21 protein-coding genes and 1 pseudogene are annotated in these 19,140 nt (G+C 71.2%); 12 read left to right on the top strand and 10 right to left on the bottom strand.

From position 1 onward, the window contains the following. Positions 1-49 precede the first annotated feature (49 nt). From ACFYW8_RS01625 to msrA, 3 genes are all read left to right on the top strand, one after another. Positions 50-454, top strand: a complete 405-nt coding sequence (locus tag ACFYW8_RS01625) for a hypothetical protein (RefSeq protein ID WP_389065834.1) — start codon at positions 50-52, stop codon at positions 452-454. 4 nt (positions 455-458) lie between these two features. Next, a complete protein-coding gene (locus tag ACFYW8_RS01620; RefSeq protein WP_389065830.1) occupies positions 459-1,385 on the top strand; it encodes a hypothetical protein in 927 nt (308 codons plus the stop codon). A 126-nt stretch (positions 1,386-1,511) separates the two neighbouring features. Beyond that, positions 1,512-2,018 carry a peptide-methionine (S)-S-oxide reductase MsrA gene (gene msrA, locus ACFYW8_RS01615; RefSeq protein ID WP_389065824.1) on the top strand — a complete coding sequence of 169 codons (507 nt, stop codon included), beginning with the start codon at positions 1,512-1,514 and terminating at the stop codon, positions 2,016-2,018. Between the two features lie 57 nt (positions 2,019-2,075). Here msrA and ACFYW8_RS01610 read toward each other — a convergent pair whose 3' ends face one another. The 5 genes and pseudogenes from ACFYW8_RS01610 to ACFYW8_RS01590 form a co-directional block, all read right to left on the bottom strand. Beyond that, positions 2,076-2,807, bottom strand: a complete 732-nt coding sequence (locus ACFYW8_RS01610; protein WP_389065819.1) for a flavodoxin family protein — start codon at positions 2,805-2,807, stop codon at positions 2,076-2,078. Positions 2,808-2,938: 131 nt separating this feature from the next. After that, positions 2,939-3,355, bottom strand: a complete 417-nt coding sequence (locus ACFYW8_RS01605) for a hypothetical protein (RefSeq protein ID WP_389065816.1) — start codon at positions 3,353-3,355, stop codon at positions 2,939-2,941. A 402-nt stretch (positions 3,356-3,757) separates the two neighbouring features. Next, complete coding sequence (locus tag ACFYW8_RS01600; RefSeq protein WP_389066577.1) at positions 3,758-4,801, bottom strand: recombinase family protein; 1,044 nt, start codon at positions 4,799-4,801, stop codon at positions 3,758-3,760. Positions 4,802-5,058: 257 nt separating this feature from the next. Then, positions 5,059-5,316 carry a recombinase family protein gene (locus tag ACFYW8_RS01595; protein ID WP_389065810.1) on the bottom strand — a complete coding sequence of 86 codons (258 nt, stop codon included), beginning with the start codon at positions 5,314-5,316 and terminating at the stop codon, positions 5,059-5,061. Between the two features lie 61 nt (positions 5,317-5,377). Beyond that, a pseudogene (locus ACFYW8_RS01590) lies at positions 5,378-5,692 on the bottom strand (flavodoxin family protein); the annotation flags it as partial. 428 nt (positions 5,693-6,120) lie between these two features. Here ACFYW8_RS01590 and ACFYW8_RS01585 point away from each other — a divergent pair. The 3 genes from ACFYW8_RS01585 to ACFYW8_RS01575 all read left to right on the top strand — a co-directional run bounded on the left by ACFYW8_RS01585 (position 6,121) and on the right by ACFYW8_RS01575 (position 9,514). Further along, a complete protein-coding gene (locus ACFYW8_RS01585) occupies positions 6,121-6,981 on the top strand; it encodes an oxidoreductase (RefSeq protein WP_389065806.1) in 861 nt (286 codons plus the stop codon). Positions 6,982-7,178: 197 nt separating this feature from the next. Then, positions 7,179-8,828 (top strand): serine/threonine-protein kinase, encoded by a 1,650-nt coding sequence (locus ACFYW8_RS01580; protein WP_365873664.1) that lies wholly within the window; start codon positions 7,179-7,181, stop codon positions 8,826-8,828. Continuing rightward, on the top strand, positions 8,825-9,514 hold the full coding sequence (locus ACFYW8_RS01575) for a hypothetical protein (protein ID WP_365873662.1): 690 nt from the start codon (positions 8,825-8,827) through the stop codon (positions 9,512-9,514). Before ACFYW8_RS01580 ends, ACFYW8_RS01575 begins: the two co-directional genes overlap by 4 nt. Before the next feature lie 61 nt (positions 9,515-9,575). Here the strand turns inward: ACFYW8_RS01575 and ACFYW8_RS01570 are convergent, their stop codons facing one another. Further along, positions 9,576-10,580, bottom strand: coding sequence for a LacI family DNA-binding transcriptional regulator (locus tag ACFYW8_RS01570; protein ID WP_389065798.1), 1,005 nt, complete (start codon positions 10,578-10,580; stop codon positions 9,576-9,578). 156 nt (positions 10,581-10,736) lie between these two features. Here ACFYW8_RS01570 and ACFYW8_RS01565 point away from each other — a divergent pair, with 156 nt between their 5' ends. Then, the gene (locus ACFYW8_RS01565; RefSeq protein ID WP_389065793.1) at positions 10,737-11,627 is read left to right on the top strand and encodes an amidohydrolase; all 891 of its coding nucleotides are present in this window, start codon (positions 10,737-10,739) and stop codon (positions 11,625-11,627) included. Positions 11,628-11,664: 37 nt separating this feature from the next. Next, complete coding sequence (locus ACFYW8_RS01560) at positions 11,665-12,165, top strand: cysteine dioxygenase (protein ID WP_389065789.1); 501 nt, start codon at positions 11,665-11,667, stop codon at positions 12,163-12,165. Positions 12,166-12,243: 78 nt separating this feature from the next. Here the strand turns inward: ACFYW8_RS01560 and ACFYW8_RS01555 are convergent, their stop codons facing one another. From ACFYW8_RS01555 to ACFYW8_RS01540, 4 genes are all read right to left on the bottom strand, one after another. Continuing rightward, positions 12,244-12,615 (bottom strand): alpha-amylase, encoded by a 372-nt coding sequence (locus ACFYW8_RS01555; protein ID WP_389065786.1) that lies wholly within the window; start codon positions 12,613-12,615, stop codon positions 12,244-12,246. A gap of 574 nt (positions 12,616-13,189) precedes the next feature. Then, complete coding sequence (locus ACFYW8_RS01550) at positions 13,190-13,681, bottom strand: hypothetical protein (RefSeq protein ID WP_389065783.1); 492 nt, start codon at positions 13,679-13,681, stop codon at positions 13,190-13,192. A 395-nt stretch (positions 13,682-14,076) separates the two neighbouring features. Beyond that, entirely contained in the window at positions 14,077-14,334 is a 258-nt protein-coding gene (locus ACFYW8_RS01545; RefSeq protein WP_365873656.1) for a hypothetical protein, read from the bottom strand. Then, complete coding sequence (locus tag ACFYW8_RS01540; RefSeq protein WP_389065778.1) at positions 14,321-14,635, bottom strand: DUF6400 family protein; 315 nt, start codon at positions 14,633-14,635, stop codon at positions 14,321-14,323. The genes ACFYW8_RS01545 and ACFYW8_RS01540 overlap by 14 nt, the downstream gene beginning before the upstream one ends. Before the next feature lie 236 nt (positions 14,636-14,871). Here ACFYW8_RS01540 and ACFYW8_RS01535 point away from each other — a divergent pair, with 236 nt between their 5' ends. From ACFYW8_RS01535 to ACFYW8_RS01520, 4 genes are all read left to right on the top strand, one after another. After that, positions 14,872-15,369 (top strand): lamin tail domain-containing protein, encoded by a 498-nt coding sequence (locus ACFYW8_RS01535; RefSeq protein ID WP_389065773.1) that lies wholly within the window; start codon positions 14,872-14,874, stop codon positions 15,367-15,369. A 189-nt stretch (positions 15,370-15,558) separates the two neighbouring features. Then, a complete protein-coding gene (locus ACFYW8_RS01530; protein ID WP_389065768.1) occupies positions 15,559-17,328 on the top strand; it encodes a diacylglycerol kinase family protein in 1,770 nt (589 codons plus the stop codon). Continuing rightward, on the top strand, positions 17,329-18,282 hold the full coding sequence (locus ACFYW8_RS01525; RefSeq protein WP_389065763.1) for a YihY/virulence factor BrkB family protein: 954 nt from the start codon (positions 17,329-17,331) through the stop codon (positions 18,280-18,282). Continuing rightward, the gene (locus tag ACFYW8_RS01520; RefSeq protein ID WP_389065759.1) at positions 18,283-19,089 is read left to right on the top strand and encodes a phosphatase PAP2 family protein; all 807 of its coding nucleotides are present in this window, start codon (positions 18,283-18,285) and stop codon (positions 19,087-19,089) included. Positions 19,090-19,140: the final 51 nt, after the last annotated feature.

The raw sequence follows: 19,140 nt of genomic DNA, 5'->3' as shown, positions 1-19,140 counted from the left end.
GCCCTCACAGCAGGCACCAACTACCACCGTTTTAGCCTAAACTGATGGTATGCCAGGTACCCCGACGGGCCGACGCTCGAACGACGCGCTGACCGAACTCGCCGAGCGGGTGGAGAAGCTCTGCCGGGAGTATGGCCGCAATGATCAACTGGCCGACCTGCTGACGGCGGCTGGCGCAGACGACCTCCTCCGACAGGTGATCGAACTGATGACCTCGGGCGACCGCCCGTTGGACAGGATGACGGACCTCCTCGACCGGCTCGACGCGGCGGCGACCACCTACGGTCTTCACGGTCTGACCCGGCCGGACCGGACGTGGAGCCCGCTGCCGGGAGTCCGGACCCCTCGTGAGGCACCACCCCTGCGGGTCTGCCCGGTCCGCTGGTGCCCCCGTGCCGAGGAGAGCGCGGCCAGCTGCGCCCTGGTCGACCGCCCTCTCACCCTCCTGCCGTGACACCGTGACCACACTGCTCCTGGGAATCTCCAAGAAGGCCGCCGAGCGCTGGGCCGCGCTGCTGCTCGGCCCCGGCCTGCTCTTCGTCATGTGCCTGGTGATCGCGCGACACTCGGGCTTCCGGCACGCGGTGGACCTCCGGTACCTCCGCACCTACCTGAACGCGTTCGCCGGCGCGCAGGCAGACAAGCAGCCGGCCGAACTCCTCACCGTCGTGCTGCTCGTGACCGCCCTCGCAACCGCCGCCGGGGCAGCTGCGGCCTCGGCGGGCCGAACCTTCGAACGGGCCTGGATCCCGGACTGGCCGCACTGGTACGTCACGGTGCTCACCCATCGGCGCATCCGTCGCTGGACCACCCTCACCCGCGCCATCCAGGAGGCTCGTGACCAGCGCGTTCACGACCACCTCCACGGGACGCCGCCGAACCGTCGTCGTCCGACCGAAGCCCGACTGCGCGCGAAGCAGGAGCGGCTCTTCCCGGACGGCCCACCGGACCGGCCGACCTGGACGGCCCAGCGCATGGCCACCGCCATCGGTCGGGTCCGGCAACGCTACGACGTCGAACTCGCGGAGATCTGGCCGCACATCTGGGCGGTCGCCGACAGCGAGGCCCGCAAGGACATCCAGGGCGTTCGGGACAGCTATGCCGACGCCGGTCGGCTCGCCGCCTGGGGAACGGCCTACCTGCTCGTCACCGTCTCCACCGGCTGGTGGCCGGCCTCCCTCATCGGCGCCGTCCTCGTCGGCACGGCCGTCCTGCGGGCACGCGCCGCGATCGACGCACTCGCCACCCTGGCCGAGAGCACGGTCGACCTCAACATCCGCAAGGTCGCGGAGCAGCTGGGAGTCGCGTGCCAGGCCGGGTTTGACGCGACGGCGGCAACCTCCCTCAACGCCGTCCTGCGCCCGCGACCGTCGTTCACGCCCTGAACCGGCCGGTCCTGCGTCCTTACGGAACCCGGACGAGGAGCGGCCGGCGCGTGCACAGGAATACGGCGACCTCGTAGGTTGTCAGTAGCAGCGAAAGCCGATGTCCGTCACTGAGGGAGTGGAACCATGGCGACCGAGAAGGCCATCCTCGCCGGGGGTTGTTTCTGGGGCATGGAGGAGCTCTTCCGCCGCCAGCCCGGGGTGGTGTCCACCCGCGTGGGCTACACCGGCGGCGAGGTCCCGAACGCCACCTACCGCAACCACGGCGACCACGCCGAGGCCATCGAGGTGGTCTACGACCCCGCCCGGACCGACTTCCGGGCCCTGCTGGAGTTCTTCTTCCAGATCCACGACCCGTCCACCAAGGACCGCCAGGGCAACGACATCGGCACCAGCTACCGCTCGGGGATCTTCTACCTCACCGACGATCAGAAGCGGGTCGCCGAGGACACCATCGCCGACGTCGACGCCTCGGGCCTGTGGCCGGGCAAGGTCGTCACCGAGGTCACCCCCGCCGGGGACTTCTGGGAGGCCGAGCCCGAGCACCAGGACTACCTGCAGAAGTTCCCGAACGGGTACACCTGCCACTTCCCCCGCCCGGGCTGGAAGCTGCCCCGCCGCGCCGACGCCTAGGGCAGCCCTGGCCTCGGTCGGCCCGGGGTCCGCTCGAGGTCGTCGGCCGCGCCGATCTCAGCGGTGCTCGGGGTTCTCGAAGTCGAAGCGGCAGCCGGCGTCCCACCCGGACCGCTGGTTGCCGTGGGCCGGGATGCCGCTGGCGTCCTTGAGCATCCGGGCGAGGTGCAGCAGGTTCCACGTCATGAACGTGGTGTTGCGGTTGGTGAAGTCATTCTCTGGGCCGCCGGAGCCGGGGTCGAGGTAGGACGGGCCAGGGCCGGCCTCTCCGACCCACCCGGCGTCCGCCTGGGGCGGGATCACGTAACCCAGGTGCTGCAAGCTGTAGAGCACGTTCATTGCGCAGTGCTTCGCACCGTCTTCGTTCCCGGTGATCAGGCAGCCCCCGACCCGCCCGTAATAGGCGTACTGGCCATCTTCGTTGAGGATCGACGAGCATGCGTACAGCCGCTCGATCACCCTTTTCATCACTGACGAGTTATCTCCCAACCACACAGGCCCCGCTAGGGTCAGGATGTCGGCAGCCATCACCTTCGAGTAGATCACCGGCCACTCGTCGGTCTCCCACCCGTGCTCGGTCATGTCCGGCCAGACACCCGTCGCGATGTCGAGGTCCACCGCGCGCAGGACTTCGACCTCGACACCCTGGCGCTCGAGGATGCCGGTACTGACGTCGATCAGGCCCTGGGTGTGGCTGCGCTCCGGAGAGCGTTTCAGGGTGCAGTTGATTACCAGGGCGCGCAGGTCGGCGTACGACGTCGTCGGGTCCGGCACGGATTCCTCCTCCATACGGTCCGGGAGTCCGGCCGGGAAGGCCCCGGAGATCTCCCAGTACAGCTCACCAGGCCGTCTCCCCGGGCGCTCGTGGAGCTGGGCCGGTTGCCTGACAGCACATCGCCTGGCCCATCGGCCGAGGCTGTCTACCCGGAGTCGATTCCAGATCGTGCGTAGCGCACCCGGACTCCGCCCTTGCCCACGAACTCGCCCGTGGTCAGGAGTAGATGGAAGCGACCGGGCAGGCCCGTCGGGCTGGATGCCGCCACGACTCGTTCCAGCTCGCCGGCGAGGTCCCACGACGACGTCCGAAATGCGAAGCGTCCGACCTCGGGAGCATCGGCAAGCCGGAAGATCACGGTGATATCGGGCTTCGGGCCGAGCCCCGACCGCGCCACGGCCCTTCGTTCTGCCATCGTTCGCGGACAGCCGCATAGCTCACCCTCCTTGGCGGCTGGGACCACCCGGTATCCGCCGTCGCAGATGTGCTCGACCGGACGGCCACCGCGCCGGACCATCCAGACCGTGATCGACGCCGGGTCCTCGATCACGATCGGCAGCACGGTCAGCCCGGAGTCGACGCAGAGGCCGCACGAGCAGCCCACTGTCAGACGGTCCGGCCGCTTTCCGAACAGAGCAGCGAGGCGTGAGGTCATCTCACTGTCAGAAGCCCCGATGTGCCAGGTTCCCGTGGCATCTGCGAGAGCACCATGGGCACACGCCGGGCTGAGCACCCCGGCAAGGTCGGCCCCTGAGTCGGGGGCCGATCGGCAATACGGCCGAGGCGAGGGCGGGGGCGGGCATACGGACATCTACGGCTCCGAGGCTCGTGGGCAAGGCCTCCATGGTCCGGACAGGTCCGGGTTTGGTCCGGCCGTCGAAGAGGGCTATACGCCGCACACATCCCTAGTCACGCCGGCAGGGAGCGAGCCGCCACCGGGTGACGGCCCGCCCCCGCTCAGTGGTCAGGCTGCCTGATCCAGATCGTCAGGAGAAAGCACAGACGCCCACGGATCGGGTGCGTCGAGCCAGTGGATCTCGACGCGCTCATCACCGTCGAAGACGTTGTATCCACGCCGTCCCTTGGTCACCACCACGCGCCGCAACGACAGCCGCAGAAGGTCGCATCGAAGAGGGAGGCCGGCTTCCTCCCAGGCGGCTCGGATCGTCTCGTCCTCCATGAGGAAGGAGACGTCGAGCTTCTTCGGAGTCGCCTCTGCCACTTCCTTCCGCGCCTTCGCCAGAGCAGCCCGGGCCTCGACCTGCAGGCGAGGAAGGTGGGTGTCGAAGGGAGGGTCGAAAAGGCCGTCGGCCTGCTGCTTGGCGAGACGCTCGACACCGGCTTCGGCAGCCTTCAGGGCCGCCACGGCCTTCGCCATCCGCTCGGCGTCCGCCGGTTCCTGCTGGAGTCCGGCCCAACGCTCCGCGGCGATCTGCAGGATGGAGTCGTCGGGCTGTGCCGTGTTCATCTTCGTGAACCAGGCCTCGGTGACGTACGTCTCCAGGATCGAGCGAGTGACTGAAACAGGGGCATCGCACGGAACGCCCTGGATCGCGCGCCAGCAACGGTAGTTCTTCGAGTCAGGTGAGGCTCCTCCACGGCAGCCCCTGCAGTTGACGCTGTCCGTGAGGAGCTGCGTCACCGTGCCGATTCGAGCGGCCTGCTCCGGCGTCGCGAAGGCGTGGCCGGCCGCGACCTGACGAGCTCGGGCGATGAGGTCTGCCGGGATCGGTTCGACGCCTTCGGCGAAGACACCGACAAGGTTGCCCTCGTTGTCGCGGTAGGGCTGGAAGCGGCCCTTCGGGTTCCCACGCCGCAGGGCCACCTGCCAGCCCTCGTAGACGGGGTTGTGGAGGATCCGGGAGATGGCGTTGGCCTGCCAGGCACCGCCACCCGGCCCGGGGACGGGCGCAGGACCGCGGTTGAGTGCCTTCGCGACCATGCGCTCGGCGAATCCCAGTGCGACGCTCTCGACGATGTGCCGCACGATCCGCCACTCGTCGGGTATGTGGTGGAGCTTCCTCGATGCGTCGGCACGAAGACCGTACGGCGCGGCCTGGGTCCACTGGCCCCGCGCGCTTCGCCGCCTTCGTGGTCTTGACGTTGTAGGAGAGCCGCATGGAGTATTCGCGCGCCTGCTCCGCGCGGTCGATGATCCAGCGGCGGTCCCGCTCGATCGAGCTGTCGAGGCCGTCGTAGTCGAAGATGACCCTGGCCTTGCCCAAGATCGGGCCGATGTCGTCGATCCCCTTGCGGGTGAAGCGGTCAGGGTAGGCGCACCACAGGGCCGGGAACCTCACCGGCCAGAACCGCGGCGAGGGCCTTGTCGAATTCCGGGCGCTCATTGTCACTCCACGCGGACAGGTTGTCCACCCACACGTGGCGAACGCGGTAGCCCTCGCGGGCGGCCCACGCCCGCCCACTGTCTTCCTGGGCCTGGATGGAGGTCAGGTCTCGGGGGTCTTCATCGCGAACCACACGCGACTTGCGCAGGTAGAGGTCGACGTAGGGCTGGTCGAACATCACTCGGCTTCCGTTCGGGGCGGGCCATCATGGCACGCGATCGCGGTTGACAGAGTGTTCCGCCGACCCAGATCGGCCCGGCGAGGACGAGGATGTCGGCGGCCATCACCCGCTCCTGAATGACCGGCCAGTCGTCCGTGGCGAAGCCGTGTTCGGTCATGTCCGGGTAGACGCCCGGCGCGATGTCGTGGTCGACGGCGCGTACCTCCTCGACCGTGACTCCCTGCGCCTCCATGATCTCGCTGCTCTTGTCGACCAGTCCCTGGGTGTGGCTCCGCTGGGGTGCCGGTTTGAGGGTGCAGTTGATGAACAGCGCGCGCAGATCGTCGAAGCGGAACGCGTCGTCGGCTGCCGAGGTCGACGGTGACTCGGTCACGGGGGACTCCTTCGTGCGGGACTGCGGCGGTGCGGGCCGGGACACGGGATGACCCGGCGTCGGGCCCGACGGGTCGGTTGCTCAGGAGCAGCGTCCCCTGTGCGCCCCGGCTTGTCCCCGAACGACGCACGGGCGCGCGGGACGCGTGGCTCGCGCGGGTGCGTCGCGCGCGGGTGCGTCGCGCCCCGCGGGCCGAGCCCCTACGCCGTCCGACGTGCGCCGGACGGGTGTCTCGGCCCCCCGTCCGGAACGGGAGCGGGCAGCCGGCGGGGTACCGGCGACCGGCCGCTCAGAACGGGTGGGCGCCATCCGCGTGACCGGTCCGGTTCGTGATCGGCCCGGGGCCATGGCGTCGAAGGCACCTGGGTAGGCCATCTCCTGGATGAAATGACCGGCTGATCTGGCCGAGACTGCCTAGGGTGGTCACCGTGACGACTGGAAAATGGGCACTCGGCGGCGACTTGGGCGTCGCGCGAATCGGCTACGGCGCGATGAAGCTGACCGGCTGGCCGAGAGGCGAGCGGCCGGACCGGGACACCGCGCTGGGGATTCTGCGCCGCGCCGTGGAACTCGGCGTGAACCACATCGACACCTCGTACTACTACGCACGTGACGGGGTGTCGGCGAACGAGCTGATCCGGGAGGCGCTGCACCCCTACCCGGACGACCTGGTGATCGTGACCAAGGTGGGCGCGCTGGTCGAGGGCTCCGACATCGCCCTGCCCGCGGCCGGGAAGACGGGCCTCACGGCCGACAATCTGCGCCGCGGCATCGAGGCGAACCTCAACTCGCTCGGTCTGGACCGGATGGACGTGGTGAACCTCCGGCTGGGTGATGTCGACGGAACCCGGGCGCCGTCCTTGGCCGAACCCCTGGAAGCCCTGCTGGCGCTGCGCGACGAGGGCCTGATCCGGCATCTGGGAATTTCCAACGTCACGGCCGACGAGTTCACCGAGGCCCGCAAGATCGCGCCGATCGCCTGCGTCCAGAACCTCTACAACCTGTCCCAGCGCGATGACGACCCCCTCGTCGACGCCTGCGCGGAAGCGGGCGTCGCCTACGTCCCCTTCTTCCCGGTGGGCGGCTTCCAGCCGGTCACCGCCGAACACCTGGAGTCCGTGGCCGCCCGCCACCGCGCGACCACACCCCAGGTGGCGCTGGCCTGGCTGCTGGCCCGGTCGCCCGGCATCCTCCTCATCCCCGGTACCGGTTCCCTGGCCCACCTGGAGGAGAACATCGCCGCCGGAGCACTCGAACTGAGTGCCGAGGACCTCGCCGAGCTGGGGTAGCGCATACCTCTTGGGAGAGCCGGTCCGGAGGAAGCGGACGAGGCTTCGTATGCCGACGGGGTGGACGGGGCCTCGTACGCGGACCGTACGGACGACGCCTGCAACCGAAGCGGCCCCGATCGTGTCTCACAGCACGCGACTGGAGCGCGTGGGGAACGAATACCTCACGTGCCCCACGTCATGGGGAGGCATGGGTCATGAGCACATGGGCGGTACCGGGCTACACCGAGTCCCGCGAGCTCGGTTCGGGGGCGAGCGGGCGCGTCGCGCTGGCGGTTCACGAGGAGACCGGCCATCCGGTCGCGGTCAAGTACCTCAGCGAGTCGCTGCGTACCCGTCCGGGCTTCGTGCACGAGTTCCGGGCGGAGGCCCGGCTGCTCGGCGGGCTGCGGAGCGACCACGTGGCAGGCCTCTACGAGTACGTGGAGGGGCCGGAGGGCGCGGCCATCGTGATGGAGCTGGTGGACGGCGTGTCGCTGCGGACCCTGCTCACCAGGGAGGCCCCGCTCGATCCGGAGGCCGCTCTGGTCCTCCTCAAGGGCTCGCTGCTCGGCCTCGCCGACGCCCACCGCGTCGGCGTGGTCCACCGCGACTACAAACCGGAGAACGTCCTCGTCCGTCACGACGGCACGTCGAAGCTCGTCGACTTCGGGATCGCCGCCACCGACGGCACCACCGCGGGCATCGCGGGCACTCCGTCGTACATGGCTCCCGAGCAGTGGACCGGCGCCCCCGCCTCACCGGCCGCCGACGTGTACGCCGCGACCGCGACGTTCTTCGAGTGCCTGACCGGCCGCAAGCCCTACACGGGCGAGAACCTGGCCGAACTCGCCCTCCAGCACGTGGACGGGGCCATCCCCGCCGACGAGGTCCCCGAGCCGGTGCGCTCCCTCGTCCAGCGCGGCCTCGCCAAGTCGCCCGACCAACGGCCCGCCCGTGCCGAGGACTTCGTCGCGGAACTCGAGGCCACGGCCGGCGGCGCGTACGGCCCCGACTGGGAGGAGCGCGGCCGCGGGCGGCTCGCGGCGCTCGCCGCACTGTCCCTGCTGCTGCTTTCCCCCGCCCCCTCCGTTCCGCGCCGGGCCACGGACACGGCGCGGACGGTCCTCGGCGGGACCCCCGACTGGCTCCGCGCCTGGCGGCCGAGCCTCCGCGCGCTGCTCGTGTCGGGCGCCGCGCTCGTCGCGGCCCTCCTCCTGACGTACGGCATCGACCGGCACGCTCCGGCCTTCGGCACGCCGCGCAGGGCGGCCCAGGCACTCGCCACCACCAGCGCGCAGCCGACGGGTGACAGCGGCCCCACGACGACGACGGACCCCGGGTCGCCGACGCCGTCCCCCTCGTCATCCACCTCCCCCGCGCCCACGCCTTCCGGCTCGGCCACGGACTCCACCGCGCAACCGCCGACGTCGGCGTCCGCGAGCGCCACCGGCTCCGCGTCCGCCACGGTCGCGCCCCCGACGGCACCGGCGACGACAACGGCCGAGCCCACCACGGCCTCCCCGTCGCCCACCATCACCGTCAACGTCAAGTCCGTCACGTTCAGCGGTTTCCGGCAGACGGGCACGGCGACCGCGGCGGCGACGGCCACCGTCACCACCGACGGAACCGGACCGGTCACCATCACGGTCGCGTGGTTCACCGGTGAGGTCAGCGGTCAGGCCGGGGCCCAGGACAGCGCGGCGGACACATACCAGCGCAGTGGTTCGACCCAATACACCATCGCCCTCGACCACACGTTCCTGGGAGCGGGCTGTTACTGGGGGGTCCAGGCCAGGACCCAGCCGGCCTCCGCCGACGGCGGCGCCTTCCAACAGCTACTGACCCGGCGGTGCTCCCTCTCATGACCGAACACCCCAACCCCGCGGGCGCACACTCCGCCGACGACGACTACAGCGCGACCGTGCTGTCCAGCCACTGGATCCAGCGGCCGGACCATCCCGACACGCTTCCCCTCTCGGGGGACACGGCGACGATGGCGCTGTCGGGTGCCACGGCCGCGACGGTGGCACTGCCGGATTCCACGACCGGGGAGACACATCCCGACCGGGTCGAGGGCACCCTGCTGCGCTTCGGACCCGGCGTGAACGCCGACACCATGCGTCGGGTCACCGCTGTTCCAGCGGCGGTCCCGGTACGTCGCCGGACCTGGCGCAGACACGCGCTGCCCACCGTGGTGCTGCTGGCCGTCGTCGCCTTCCTCCTCTGGCACCGCTCCGCGCCCTCCCTCGCCGTCGACGCCGTCGCGGTCTCCGCCGCGTCGTCCTCCCCGGGATGCGACGAGACCGCCGACATCACGGGCACGGTCACCACCAACGGCAGGTCCGGTGACCTCGCGTACCGCTGGGTCCGCAGCGACGGCACGTCCTCGGACGTCCTGCACGAGGACATGACGCGTGGTCAGAAACAGGCTCGGCTGCACCTGTTGTGGACGTTCCAGGGCAACGGCCGCTACGAAGCCCGTGCCGAGCTGCGTCTGCTCTCGCCCGTGCGCCGAACCGTCTCGACGGAGCTCACGTACAACTGCCCATGACCTGGCCCGGCGGTCGGTCGGCCCATGACACGGCCGTGGCCTCATGACACGGCCGTGGCCTTCAGACGGCCACGGCGGATCCACGCGCGCACATCATCGGAGCGCACAGGATCCGCTTTCTGCGCGCCCGCTTTCCCTCGATCGCGGAAGCGGTCAACCGGGCGGCCTCCGCGGCGATCTCCGTCAGCCCCCAGCCCACCGTGGTCAGCGGCGGTGTGAGGACCCGCGAGACGGGGTGGTCGTCGAAGCCGACCACCGAGACGTCACGCCCCACGACGAGTGACGCCTCCGCCGCAGCCGCGTACACCCCGTACGCCAGCGAGTCCGAGAAACAGAAGACGGCCGTGGCGCGCCGGTCACCTTCGAGGACCCGCCGTGCGACGACGGTCGCCGCACCCAACTCCTGTGGGCAGGGCACGAGTTCGGCTCGCAGTCCTATCCGGTCCGCCGCCTCGCGCACATACACGTCGGCGGGCCGGTCGGGTGTGCTCGGCCTGGTCGGGGTGAGGACGGTCACCCGGCGGTGGCCGAGACCGTGGAGATACTCGAGTACGGCGTCGATCCCGGCCCGGTTGTCGAAGATGACCTGCCCGGCCGTACGCGCCCGGCTCAGCGAGTCGCCCACGGCGACGACCGGCAGCGCGTCCGCGATCGCCGCCCACGCCTCCGCCGCCGGGTTCACCGGGGAAACCACCAGCGCGTCGACACGCTGATCGCGCAGCTGCTTGGCGAGGACGAGCTCCCGGTCGGGATCGCCGCCCGCGTCCAGGATCAGCGCGTAGCGGTCGCCGGCCAGCAGTTCCCGGCCGATGGCCGCCATGAGCTGCTGCTGCCACAGGTCCTGGAGATCTCCGGCGAGCACGCCGACCATGCTGGTACGGCCGCCGGCGAGGGCTCGGGCGATGGGGTCGGCCTCGTAGCCGAGTTCGGCCGCGGCCTTGCGTACGCGTTCCTCGGTCTCCTTGGAGACGTGCTTGCCGCGCAGGGCGTAGGAGACGGCGGCGGTGGAGAGGCCGGTGGCCTCGGCCACCTCCCTGAGGGTGGTGCGCTTCTGAGGCCTGACCATGCCGGGAAGCCTACCGGGCCGCTTCCGGATCGCGGGCCCATGCTTGACACGCCTTGTTGTCAACCGCTTAAGTTAAACGCATCACTGAAGCGCTTAACCAATGACATTCCCAGCACGGTCACCGCACGGACTCCTCAAGGACTTCAGGACTTCAGGGTGCCCATCGACGTCCACCAGCACATCTGGCCCCCCGACTTCGTCGATCTGCTGCGTGCGCGCACCACACCGCCGCACCTCGACGGCTGGACGCTGCGCCTGGCGGGCGAGCCGCCCTACGAGGTGGACCCTGCCGACCACGACGTCGACGCCCGCACGCGCCTGGCCGCCGCCGACACACTCGACCTCGCCCTGGTCTCCCTCTCCAGCCCGCTGGGCATCGAGCACCTGCCGGCGGAGGAAGCACTGCCGCTGCTGAACGCCTTCCACGAAGGGGCGCTCGCCCTCCCGGCACCCTTCGGCGTGTGGGCCTCCCCCTGTCTGAGCGAGCCGGACCCCGCGGCGGTGGAGCGCGATCTGCGCCGGGGCTGCGTGGGTCTTCAACTCCCGGCCACCGCACTGCTGGACGCGGCGGGCTGGCGCGACCACGCCCCGTTCCTCGACCTCCTCACCCGCCTGGACAAGCCCTTGTTCGTCCACCCTGGCAAGGCTCCGCCCGCCCCCCAGGCCCCGCCTTGGTGGGCGGCCCTGGTCCCCTACCAACAGCAGTCGCACGGCGCGTGGTTCGCGTTCCGCGCCTTCGGCCGCGCCCGCCATCCGGGACTGCGTGTCTGTTTCGCCGCACTCGCGGGCCTTGCCCCTCTGCACGGCGAGCGGCTGAGGGCCCGGGGCGGCGGCCGCGGCGAGGTCGACTTCGGCGTCTTCTACGACACCTCCTCCTACGGCACGCGGGCCGTGGACGCCCTCGTCCGGGCCGTCGGCATCGATGTCGTCGTCAGTGGCAGCGACCGCCCGTACGCGCGGCCCGTCATCCCCGGCCTGGGGGCGGACGCCGCCGTCCACGCCCTGCGCACCGTCAACCCCGCCCGTCTGCTGTACGGCCGCACCTGAGCCGCCCGGCGGACCACCTCTGGAAGGGAACCTCGCCGTGACGTACTCGTCCCTGCCGGACCGCACGCTCGACAAGCACGAACTCCGACGGCTCGTCGACGACCTCGCGGCCCGGCCCGAGCTCTGGCGCGACCGGATCGCCTTCTCCCACGAGGAGCGGCACTACGCCTGCCTGCACCGCGACGAGTACGTCGACGTCTGGCTGCTCTGCTGGACCCGGCGCAACGACACCGGCTGGCACGACCACGACGTCTCCTCGGGTGCCGTCCGCGTGGTCCAGGGCGCCCTGACCGAGTCCAACCCCCGTATCGGCGGCCGCCACCTGTCCGTCGGCGTCGGCGCGGGCGACTCGTTCTGCTTCGGCCCCGACCACATCCACCGCCTCACCGGTGCCACGGACGACGCGGTCTCCCTGCACGCCTACTCGCCGCCGCTGTGGCGCCTGGGGCAGTACGACATCACCGAGGACGGTCTGATGCGCCGCGTCTCCGTCTCGTACGCCGACGAACTGCGGCCCCTGGACAGCCCCGCCGCGTGACGGCGCCTGGCCCGCACGGACCGGAGACCCGGGTGGGGGGAGGAGCCCGTCACCCGGGTCGGCACAGGTGCGAGGACCTCAGGCGCTCGCCGGCGTGCAGGTGTTCAAGCCCGTGACGTAGTTGAGCTGGGGGCCGTAGCCCGCGAAGGTGGCGATGGCCCGGGGAAGCAGGGTGCGGCACGGGGCACCCTGGCCGTCGGTGTACTCGACGGTGACGTCCACGGTGGTGTCGCAGTCGTTGACGACTGTCGTGTAGCGCCAGTCGCTGTAGTAGTGGACGCAGTCCTCGACGGCTGCCGCACGGACGACATCGCCGGCGGGGGCACCCCGGCCGGCGTCTCGCGCAGCGGCGGGTGCGCCGGTCACACCCAACAGGCCCAGAACTGCGGCGGACAGACCCAGGACCGTCCTGAGCCGGCGGGACGGTACGGAGCGGCTGGCGGGGAACATGGTGGCGTCCTTCATGTCGGCGGAGCGGCGGCCACAAAGCCGCCGCGCGGTGCCACCCTGCAACGCCTGAAAGAATTGCGCAAAATCCTGCAACGGCTTTCAGTCGATGATGAACTCTCAACCGAATCAATGCCGTTCACGAAAACGCCCCGAACCGGTCCTTGTGCCGTCTCCCGAGCGACATGCGCGTTCGGCACGTCGCCGGCCACCGCGGACCGAGGTGTGGGCGACGGCGCTCACGCGCGGGCCGGGTGCGGACCGGCGGGAACCCCGGGCAGGGACGGGGACGCCGGCCGGGCCGTCCGGGCGTCGGCCGGGCCGTCCGGGCGTCGGCCGGTCGGACCGGCGCACGACGCACTCTCGCCGAGGGGCGGAAGGGGACCTGGGCTTCACCTTCGCCCAGGACGCGTCGACGTCCGGTCGACGACAGTCGGCCGTGCCCCGGGCGGCCGCGGTGGGACCACGGCCGCCCGCGGTGATCCGTGGTCGGCCGACCGCTCAGGCCGTGGTCAGCGGGCTGGGGCCACCGTCGGCCTGGCACGGGTGGTCCCGCGGTCAGCCGACCGGGACGGGGTCAGCCGCGAGATCTGCCCTGGTCCCGCCGGCCCTGCCGGGGCTGGGGACGGCCACGGCCGCCGGCGCGGCGACGTGACGGTGCCGGGGGTGCGTCCGCGCTGTTGAAACCGGGCCCGCTCGGGGCACTGAACCCGCCGGGGACCGCGGGGGCGGTCGCCGGGGCACCGGCGGTGGCCGGCGGCGTGGTGGGCGCGGAAGGCGTGCGGGTGCGGGGCACGGCACGGCCCACGACGCGGGTGTGGGTCATCAACGGGGCACAGGCCGCGCAGACTTCCATCAGGGTCCACACCTGGGCAATGGCCGGATCATGGCGCAGCACCAGCAGCACACTGCCCATGCAGTGCACCTGGCTGCCCTCGTGCGAGGCGCACTGCGTCTGCCGGCAGGCGCAGGCGGCGTCCGCGTGCACGGTGGCCGCACGGGCATGAGCCCCTACGTGGGCCTCGGCGAAGCGGCGCAGCGCGGCGAGGTCACGGGACCGCGGCGGCATGGCGCAGGGAGAGGAGCACGAGACCGACGCGGTGCGGTCGCTGTGGCCGGAGATGCGGACGGTCCAGGTGCGTCCAGGACGTCGCGCGGCAGGAGATTCGGAGTGTGGGAGGTCCAAGACCGGCAGTCCTTCGGCAGTGGGATGTTCGCGCTGGTGCGCATAGTTTCTTTACCCGCGCGGGCCGGTCCGTCATCCACCGGTGGGCCGCGAGCGTCGTCGAATCTACGAGCGATGGCGTGCGCGGGCCCGGACTGCTGTCGTGCGGGGTTGCGATCTTCCCACAGCGGCGCGTCGGACAGGTTCGACCCGCCTGGGGCCCTTGAGGATATCCCCGCCGTGACACGCGGGTCCTGGGGGGTGGGCGAAGACGGGTGCCCGCGGCGCCTGTCCGCCGGTCAGCGTCCGGGGCGGCCGCCCGCGATGCGGTCCCAGAGGGAGCGCGTGGCACCGAATCCGGTCTCGTGGACCCAGACATGGGTGCACGACGGACACTGCAGATGGAGCAGGCTCCCAGTGGTGGAGAGCAGGTAGCGCCAGTGGTCGGAGCAGGACCGCCGCTGCTCGCACGACGCGCACCCGTGGCTGTCGGCGCAGTTCGGACACGTCACCCAGGCACGGCGCCCGATGTCCGCCTGCGGGTCAAGCGGCAGCACTGCCGTCTCCGCGCCGGGGAAGCACGCCGGACGCGACCAGGCCGTCGTACACGCGCTGCTGTTCCTCGTCGAGACCGGAGTACAGGAGGGCGTACGCCGCCTCCTCCTCGCGCATGACCTCCATCGGGTCCCAGTCGGGACCGAGGGCGGCCAGGACCTGGGCCTGGCGCAGGACCTCCTGAGCGGTGAGGTCGACGGCGAACTCGAACAGCGCGGGGGCGTCCGGCCGACCGGCACCCGGGGAGTTCGGGGTGTCAGCCTCGCCGGGGCCTTCGGGGAGCGGTGGATTCTGTGGGGCCATGAGACAGAACTTAGGTATGCCTTCCTTGCCGGGACAAGAGGAGGTGGGGGAAGTCACAGCAGGTCGGCGACCACGACGACGGGTCCCTCGGCCGATCGACGGGGTCCGTCCGCCGGGCGGCACGAGGCACTCCCCTCAACAGGGCGTTTACGTGTCCCACACATTTCCGCCATCCGCTGATCACACCATCGGTATGCTCCTGGAGCTTCATCCGCACCACTGAGGGGGGATTCCTCATGCGTATTCGCAACGCCCTGGCTGTCGCCGCCGCCGCTGCCGGCACGCTCGCCGCCATCGCCACGGCCCCGGCACAGGCCACGGAGTACTCGTCCTCGCTGAAGATCAAGGGCGTCCAGTACGACGCGCCCGGCCGGGACTCCAACAACTGCTCCAGCGGCAACAGCAGAGACGAGTACCTGACGATCAAGAACTACTCGTCCGGCACGACCGTGAACCTGAAGGGCTACGTCGTCAAGGACGCCGTAGGCAACAAGTTCACCTTCCCCGCGAACCACTACCTCGAGCCCGGGGACCACATCAAGCTCCGCGGCGGGCACGGCACGGACTCGGACGCCGGCAACGTCGTCTACCGCCAGAACTGCAACTTCATCTGGAACAACGACAAGGACAGCATCTACCTGTACAAGTCGTCCGGGGCCCGCGCCGACGCCCACTCGTACACCAAGTCGGCCAACGACCGTGACGGCAACGGCTACATCTCCTATCACGGCTGAGCCGGCTCTCGGAGCCCGGTGACCGCTCTTCGGACGGGAGCCGGGCTCCGCCCGAGAAACAGGGCATTCCCCTGACTCCAGGCCCACGACAGGCCTGTCCGCGGCGTTCCGGGGCACACGGCGGTGGACCCGGGAGGAAGCGCGGCCCGGGCGGAATCCGGCCACACCGCGCTGCCCCCGGGAGTCCCGATGCCGACCGCCGTACCGGACAGAGCCGCCGGAGGGTCCGGTGGCCGAACCGAACCCGGAGGGTCCGGTGGCCGAACCGAAGCCGTGCGCCCCGCCCGCTCGTCGGCGCTGCCCCGGGGCACCGGCCGGACCACCGCACGCGTCGCCGCGCTGACCGCCTGCCAGGCGGCGTCGATGGTGGGCCTCGGACTCCTGATCACCGGCCCCGCCCGCGGGCTGTGGCCGCTGACGGCCGAGGACGCCGTGAACGAGGGCCTCGAACGCGCCCGCACCGGCACCCTCACCACGCTGTCGTCCATCGCCTCGGAAGCCGGCAACACCCTCACGGTGATCACCGTCACGCTTCTGGCCTGCCTCGGCCTGCTGCTGATACCCCGTCTGCCGATGTGGCGCCAAGCGATCTTCCTCGCCGTGGCCGTATCGCTCCAGTCGCTGGTCTTCCTGGCCATCACCGAGTCGGTGGACCGGCACCGGCCGGACGTGGACCGCCTCGACGCCTCGCCGCCCACCTCCAGCTACACCTCCGGACACACCGGGGCGGCGACCGCCCTCTACGCGGGGCTGGCGGTGGTCGCGCTGTCCCGGATCCGCGGGCCGTGGCGCAGGGTCGTGGCCGGACTGCTGCTGCTCCTGCCGCTGCTCGTGGGCGCCGCCCGGCTCTACCGGGGCATGCATCACCCCACGGACGTCCTGGGCGGCCTCGCCAACGGCGGGCTGTCGCTGCTCATCGTGGGCCGCGCCCTGCTCGTCGACCGGTCCGTGACCGCGGTGCCGTCCGCGGTCGGCGTATCCGCCCGACGGACCGCCGGTGAGCGCCGGCCCGGCACGACCGTCGTGATCCTCAATCCCACGGTGGCCCACGAGCCCACGCGCCACGATCTGCGGCGGTCCCTCGAACGGCACGGCCACCGCGACCCCGTGTTCCTGGAGACCACCGCGGACGACCCCGGGACCGGACAGACGGACCGCGCGGTCCGCGAGGGCGCGGCACTGGTCGTGGTCTGCGGTGGGGACGGAACCGTCCGCGCCGTCGCCGACGCCCTGGCCGGAAGCGGTGTTCCCCTGGCCATCGTCCCCTGCGGCACCGGCAATCTGCTGGCACGCAATCTCGGTCTGCCGCTCTCCCCCCTCGCCGCGCTCGACGCCGCTCTTGACGGCGGTCCGCACCGGCTCGATCTGGGAAGCATCGAGGGCGACGGCCTGACCGCCACCCGGTTCGCCGCGATGGCCGGGGCGGGCCTCGACGCCGCGATGATGGAGCACGCCGATCCTCGCGCCAAGGCCCACCTTGGCTGGCCGGCCTACGCTCTGGCCGGGATCGGAACGCTGAGGACACCCCGGATGCGCGTGACGGTCCGGCTGGACGGTTCCCCCGCCTTCCGCCGCACGGCCCGTATGGTGCTCGTCGCCAACGTCGGAACCGTGCAGGGCGGGGTGACACTGCTGCCCGAGGCCCGTCCCGACGACGGCCTCCTCGACCTTCTGGTCCTCGACCCCCGCGGCGCCATCGGCTGGCTGCGCGCCGCGCGGACGCTCCTGAGAGGCCGTGCCGAGTCACGCCGGCCGTCGGCCGCGCACACCATCACCGCCGACGGCGCCGGCCGACGCGCGGTCCCCGTGGAGTTCTTCACCTTCCGGCGCGCTGAACTCACCTTCGACACCCTTCAGTCCCGGGAACTCGACGGGGATCCGGTGGGCCACGGCCGCCGCCTCACCGCCGAGGTCGAGCCCGGCGCGCTGACCGTCCTGCTGCCCTCCCGGGAGAAGTGAATGGGTACCGCGTCCAAGGTCCCCGAGACCCGTGCGATGACCGGGGACGAGCTCTCCGCCGACGAGGCACTGGCCTCCCTGCGCCGCTACGGCGGCTGGCCCCTGCTGCGCGACGCGTTCATCCGGTTCCGCTACGCCGACGGGTTCAGCCACTCCCGCGCACTCGCCCTGCAGACGGTCCTGGCCCTGATCCCCCTCGCCATCGCGTTCGTGGGTCTCTCCTCGGCCCTGCACACCGAGGACGTCGGCAGGGTCGCCGAACTGACGATCCGCCGGATCGCCGCGGGCCCGAGCGCCGACGTCGTCGACGACGCGCTGCGCCGCAGCAGGCGCACGGCGGGCGACGGGGCACAGGTCGCCCTGTGGTTCGGCCTGGCCTTCTCCCTGGTCAACGTGACCACGGCGATGTGCCAGATAGAGCGCGGCGCCAACCGGATCTACGGGAACGAGCGCGACCGCGTCTTCCACCGGAAGTATCTGCGCGGTCTGGTCATGTCCCTGAGCGCGGGAATCCCACTCGGCCTCGGATTCGTCCTGATGGTGGCCGGCGGCGACCTGGCGTCCTCGGTCGTGACCGTCTATCACCTCGACGGAGGCGCCAAGACCGCCTGGGACATCATGCGTTGGCCCTTCGGTCTGCTTCTCGCCCTCCTCTCGGCCAGCGCGATCTTCCGTCGCTCGCCCCGTCGTCGGCAGCCCGGATACACCTGGCTGGCCTTCGGCGCCGCCGTGTACCTGGTGCTGTGGACGGCGCTGACCTGGCTGCTGAGCCTCTACCTCGGGGTCAGTGGCTCCTTCGACACGGTCTACGGCCCTCTCAGCGCCTTCATGTCGCTGCTGCTCTGGGCCTACCTGACCTCGATAGCCCTCTTCCTCGGGCTGTCCTTCGCCGCGCAGTTGGAGGCCTCCCGTGCGCGGCGCCCCGGTCCGATCCGCCCCGATCCGGGAGTCTGAATGACGGCGCGCGTCGCGGTCCGGAGCCTGCAAGAGCGTCGCCGCCGGGTGGCCGACCGCAGATTCGGCGTCCGCCTCCTCGGCTCGGCCGCCGTCGCGGCGATCGCGGCGGTGCCCTTCGGTCTGCTCCTCGTCCTCGTCGAGGGGCGATGGCGGCCCCTGCGCCGACTGGACACGGGTGCCGCCCGCCGGCTGCACGGCGTCGCCCTGGACCATCCCGCCTGGACAAGCACCCTGCGCTTCCTCTCCGACCGGGTCTGGGATCCGCTCACCCTGCGTGCCGCTGTCGCGCTGCTCACCGTCTGGCTGGTGTACCGCCGGGCATGGCGGCTGGCCGCCTGGTCCGCGGTGACAGCCGTGGCCGGCGGAGTCATCGGACTCCTCGTGAAGACGGTCGTCGAGCGGGCACGTCCGTCGCTGGAGGATCCGGTGGCACGGGCTCCCGGCTTCTCCTTCCCCTCGGGCCACGCGATGACCGCCACCACCTCGTTCGCCGTCCTCCTGCTGGTCCTGCTGCCCCTGGTGCCGCGCGCGTGGCGAGCGCTGTGCTGGTACGCCGCCGTGCTCTGCGTCCTCGGGGTCGGCTTCACCCGCGTCGCCCTGGGCGTGCACTGGTTCAGTGACGTGGTGGGCGGCTGGCTGCTCGGCCTGGCCGTCGTCGCGCTCACCACCTGGGCCTTCGAGGCGTGGCGTGTCGACGCGGGGCGGGCGCGTACCGCGGTCGGCGAGGGTCTGGAGCCCGAACTCACCGGCGAGCGGCCCGAACCCGGGCCGTCCGGCGGGAAAGGTGAGCGCCCCGGCGCGTAACAGTTCCTTCGTGCGGCTTGTCCGCTTCGTGGCGTGGGAGACGGCCTGAAA

Source organism: Streptomyces sp. NPDC002742, from assembly GCF_042888885.1.
Lineage (GTDB): Bacteria > Actinomycetota > Actinomycetes > Streptomycetales > Streptomycetaceae > Streptomyces.
Note: the sequence above shows the minus strand (reverse complement) of the source record. Positions and strands in the feature narration are given on the sequence as shown.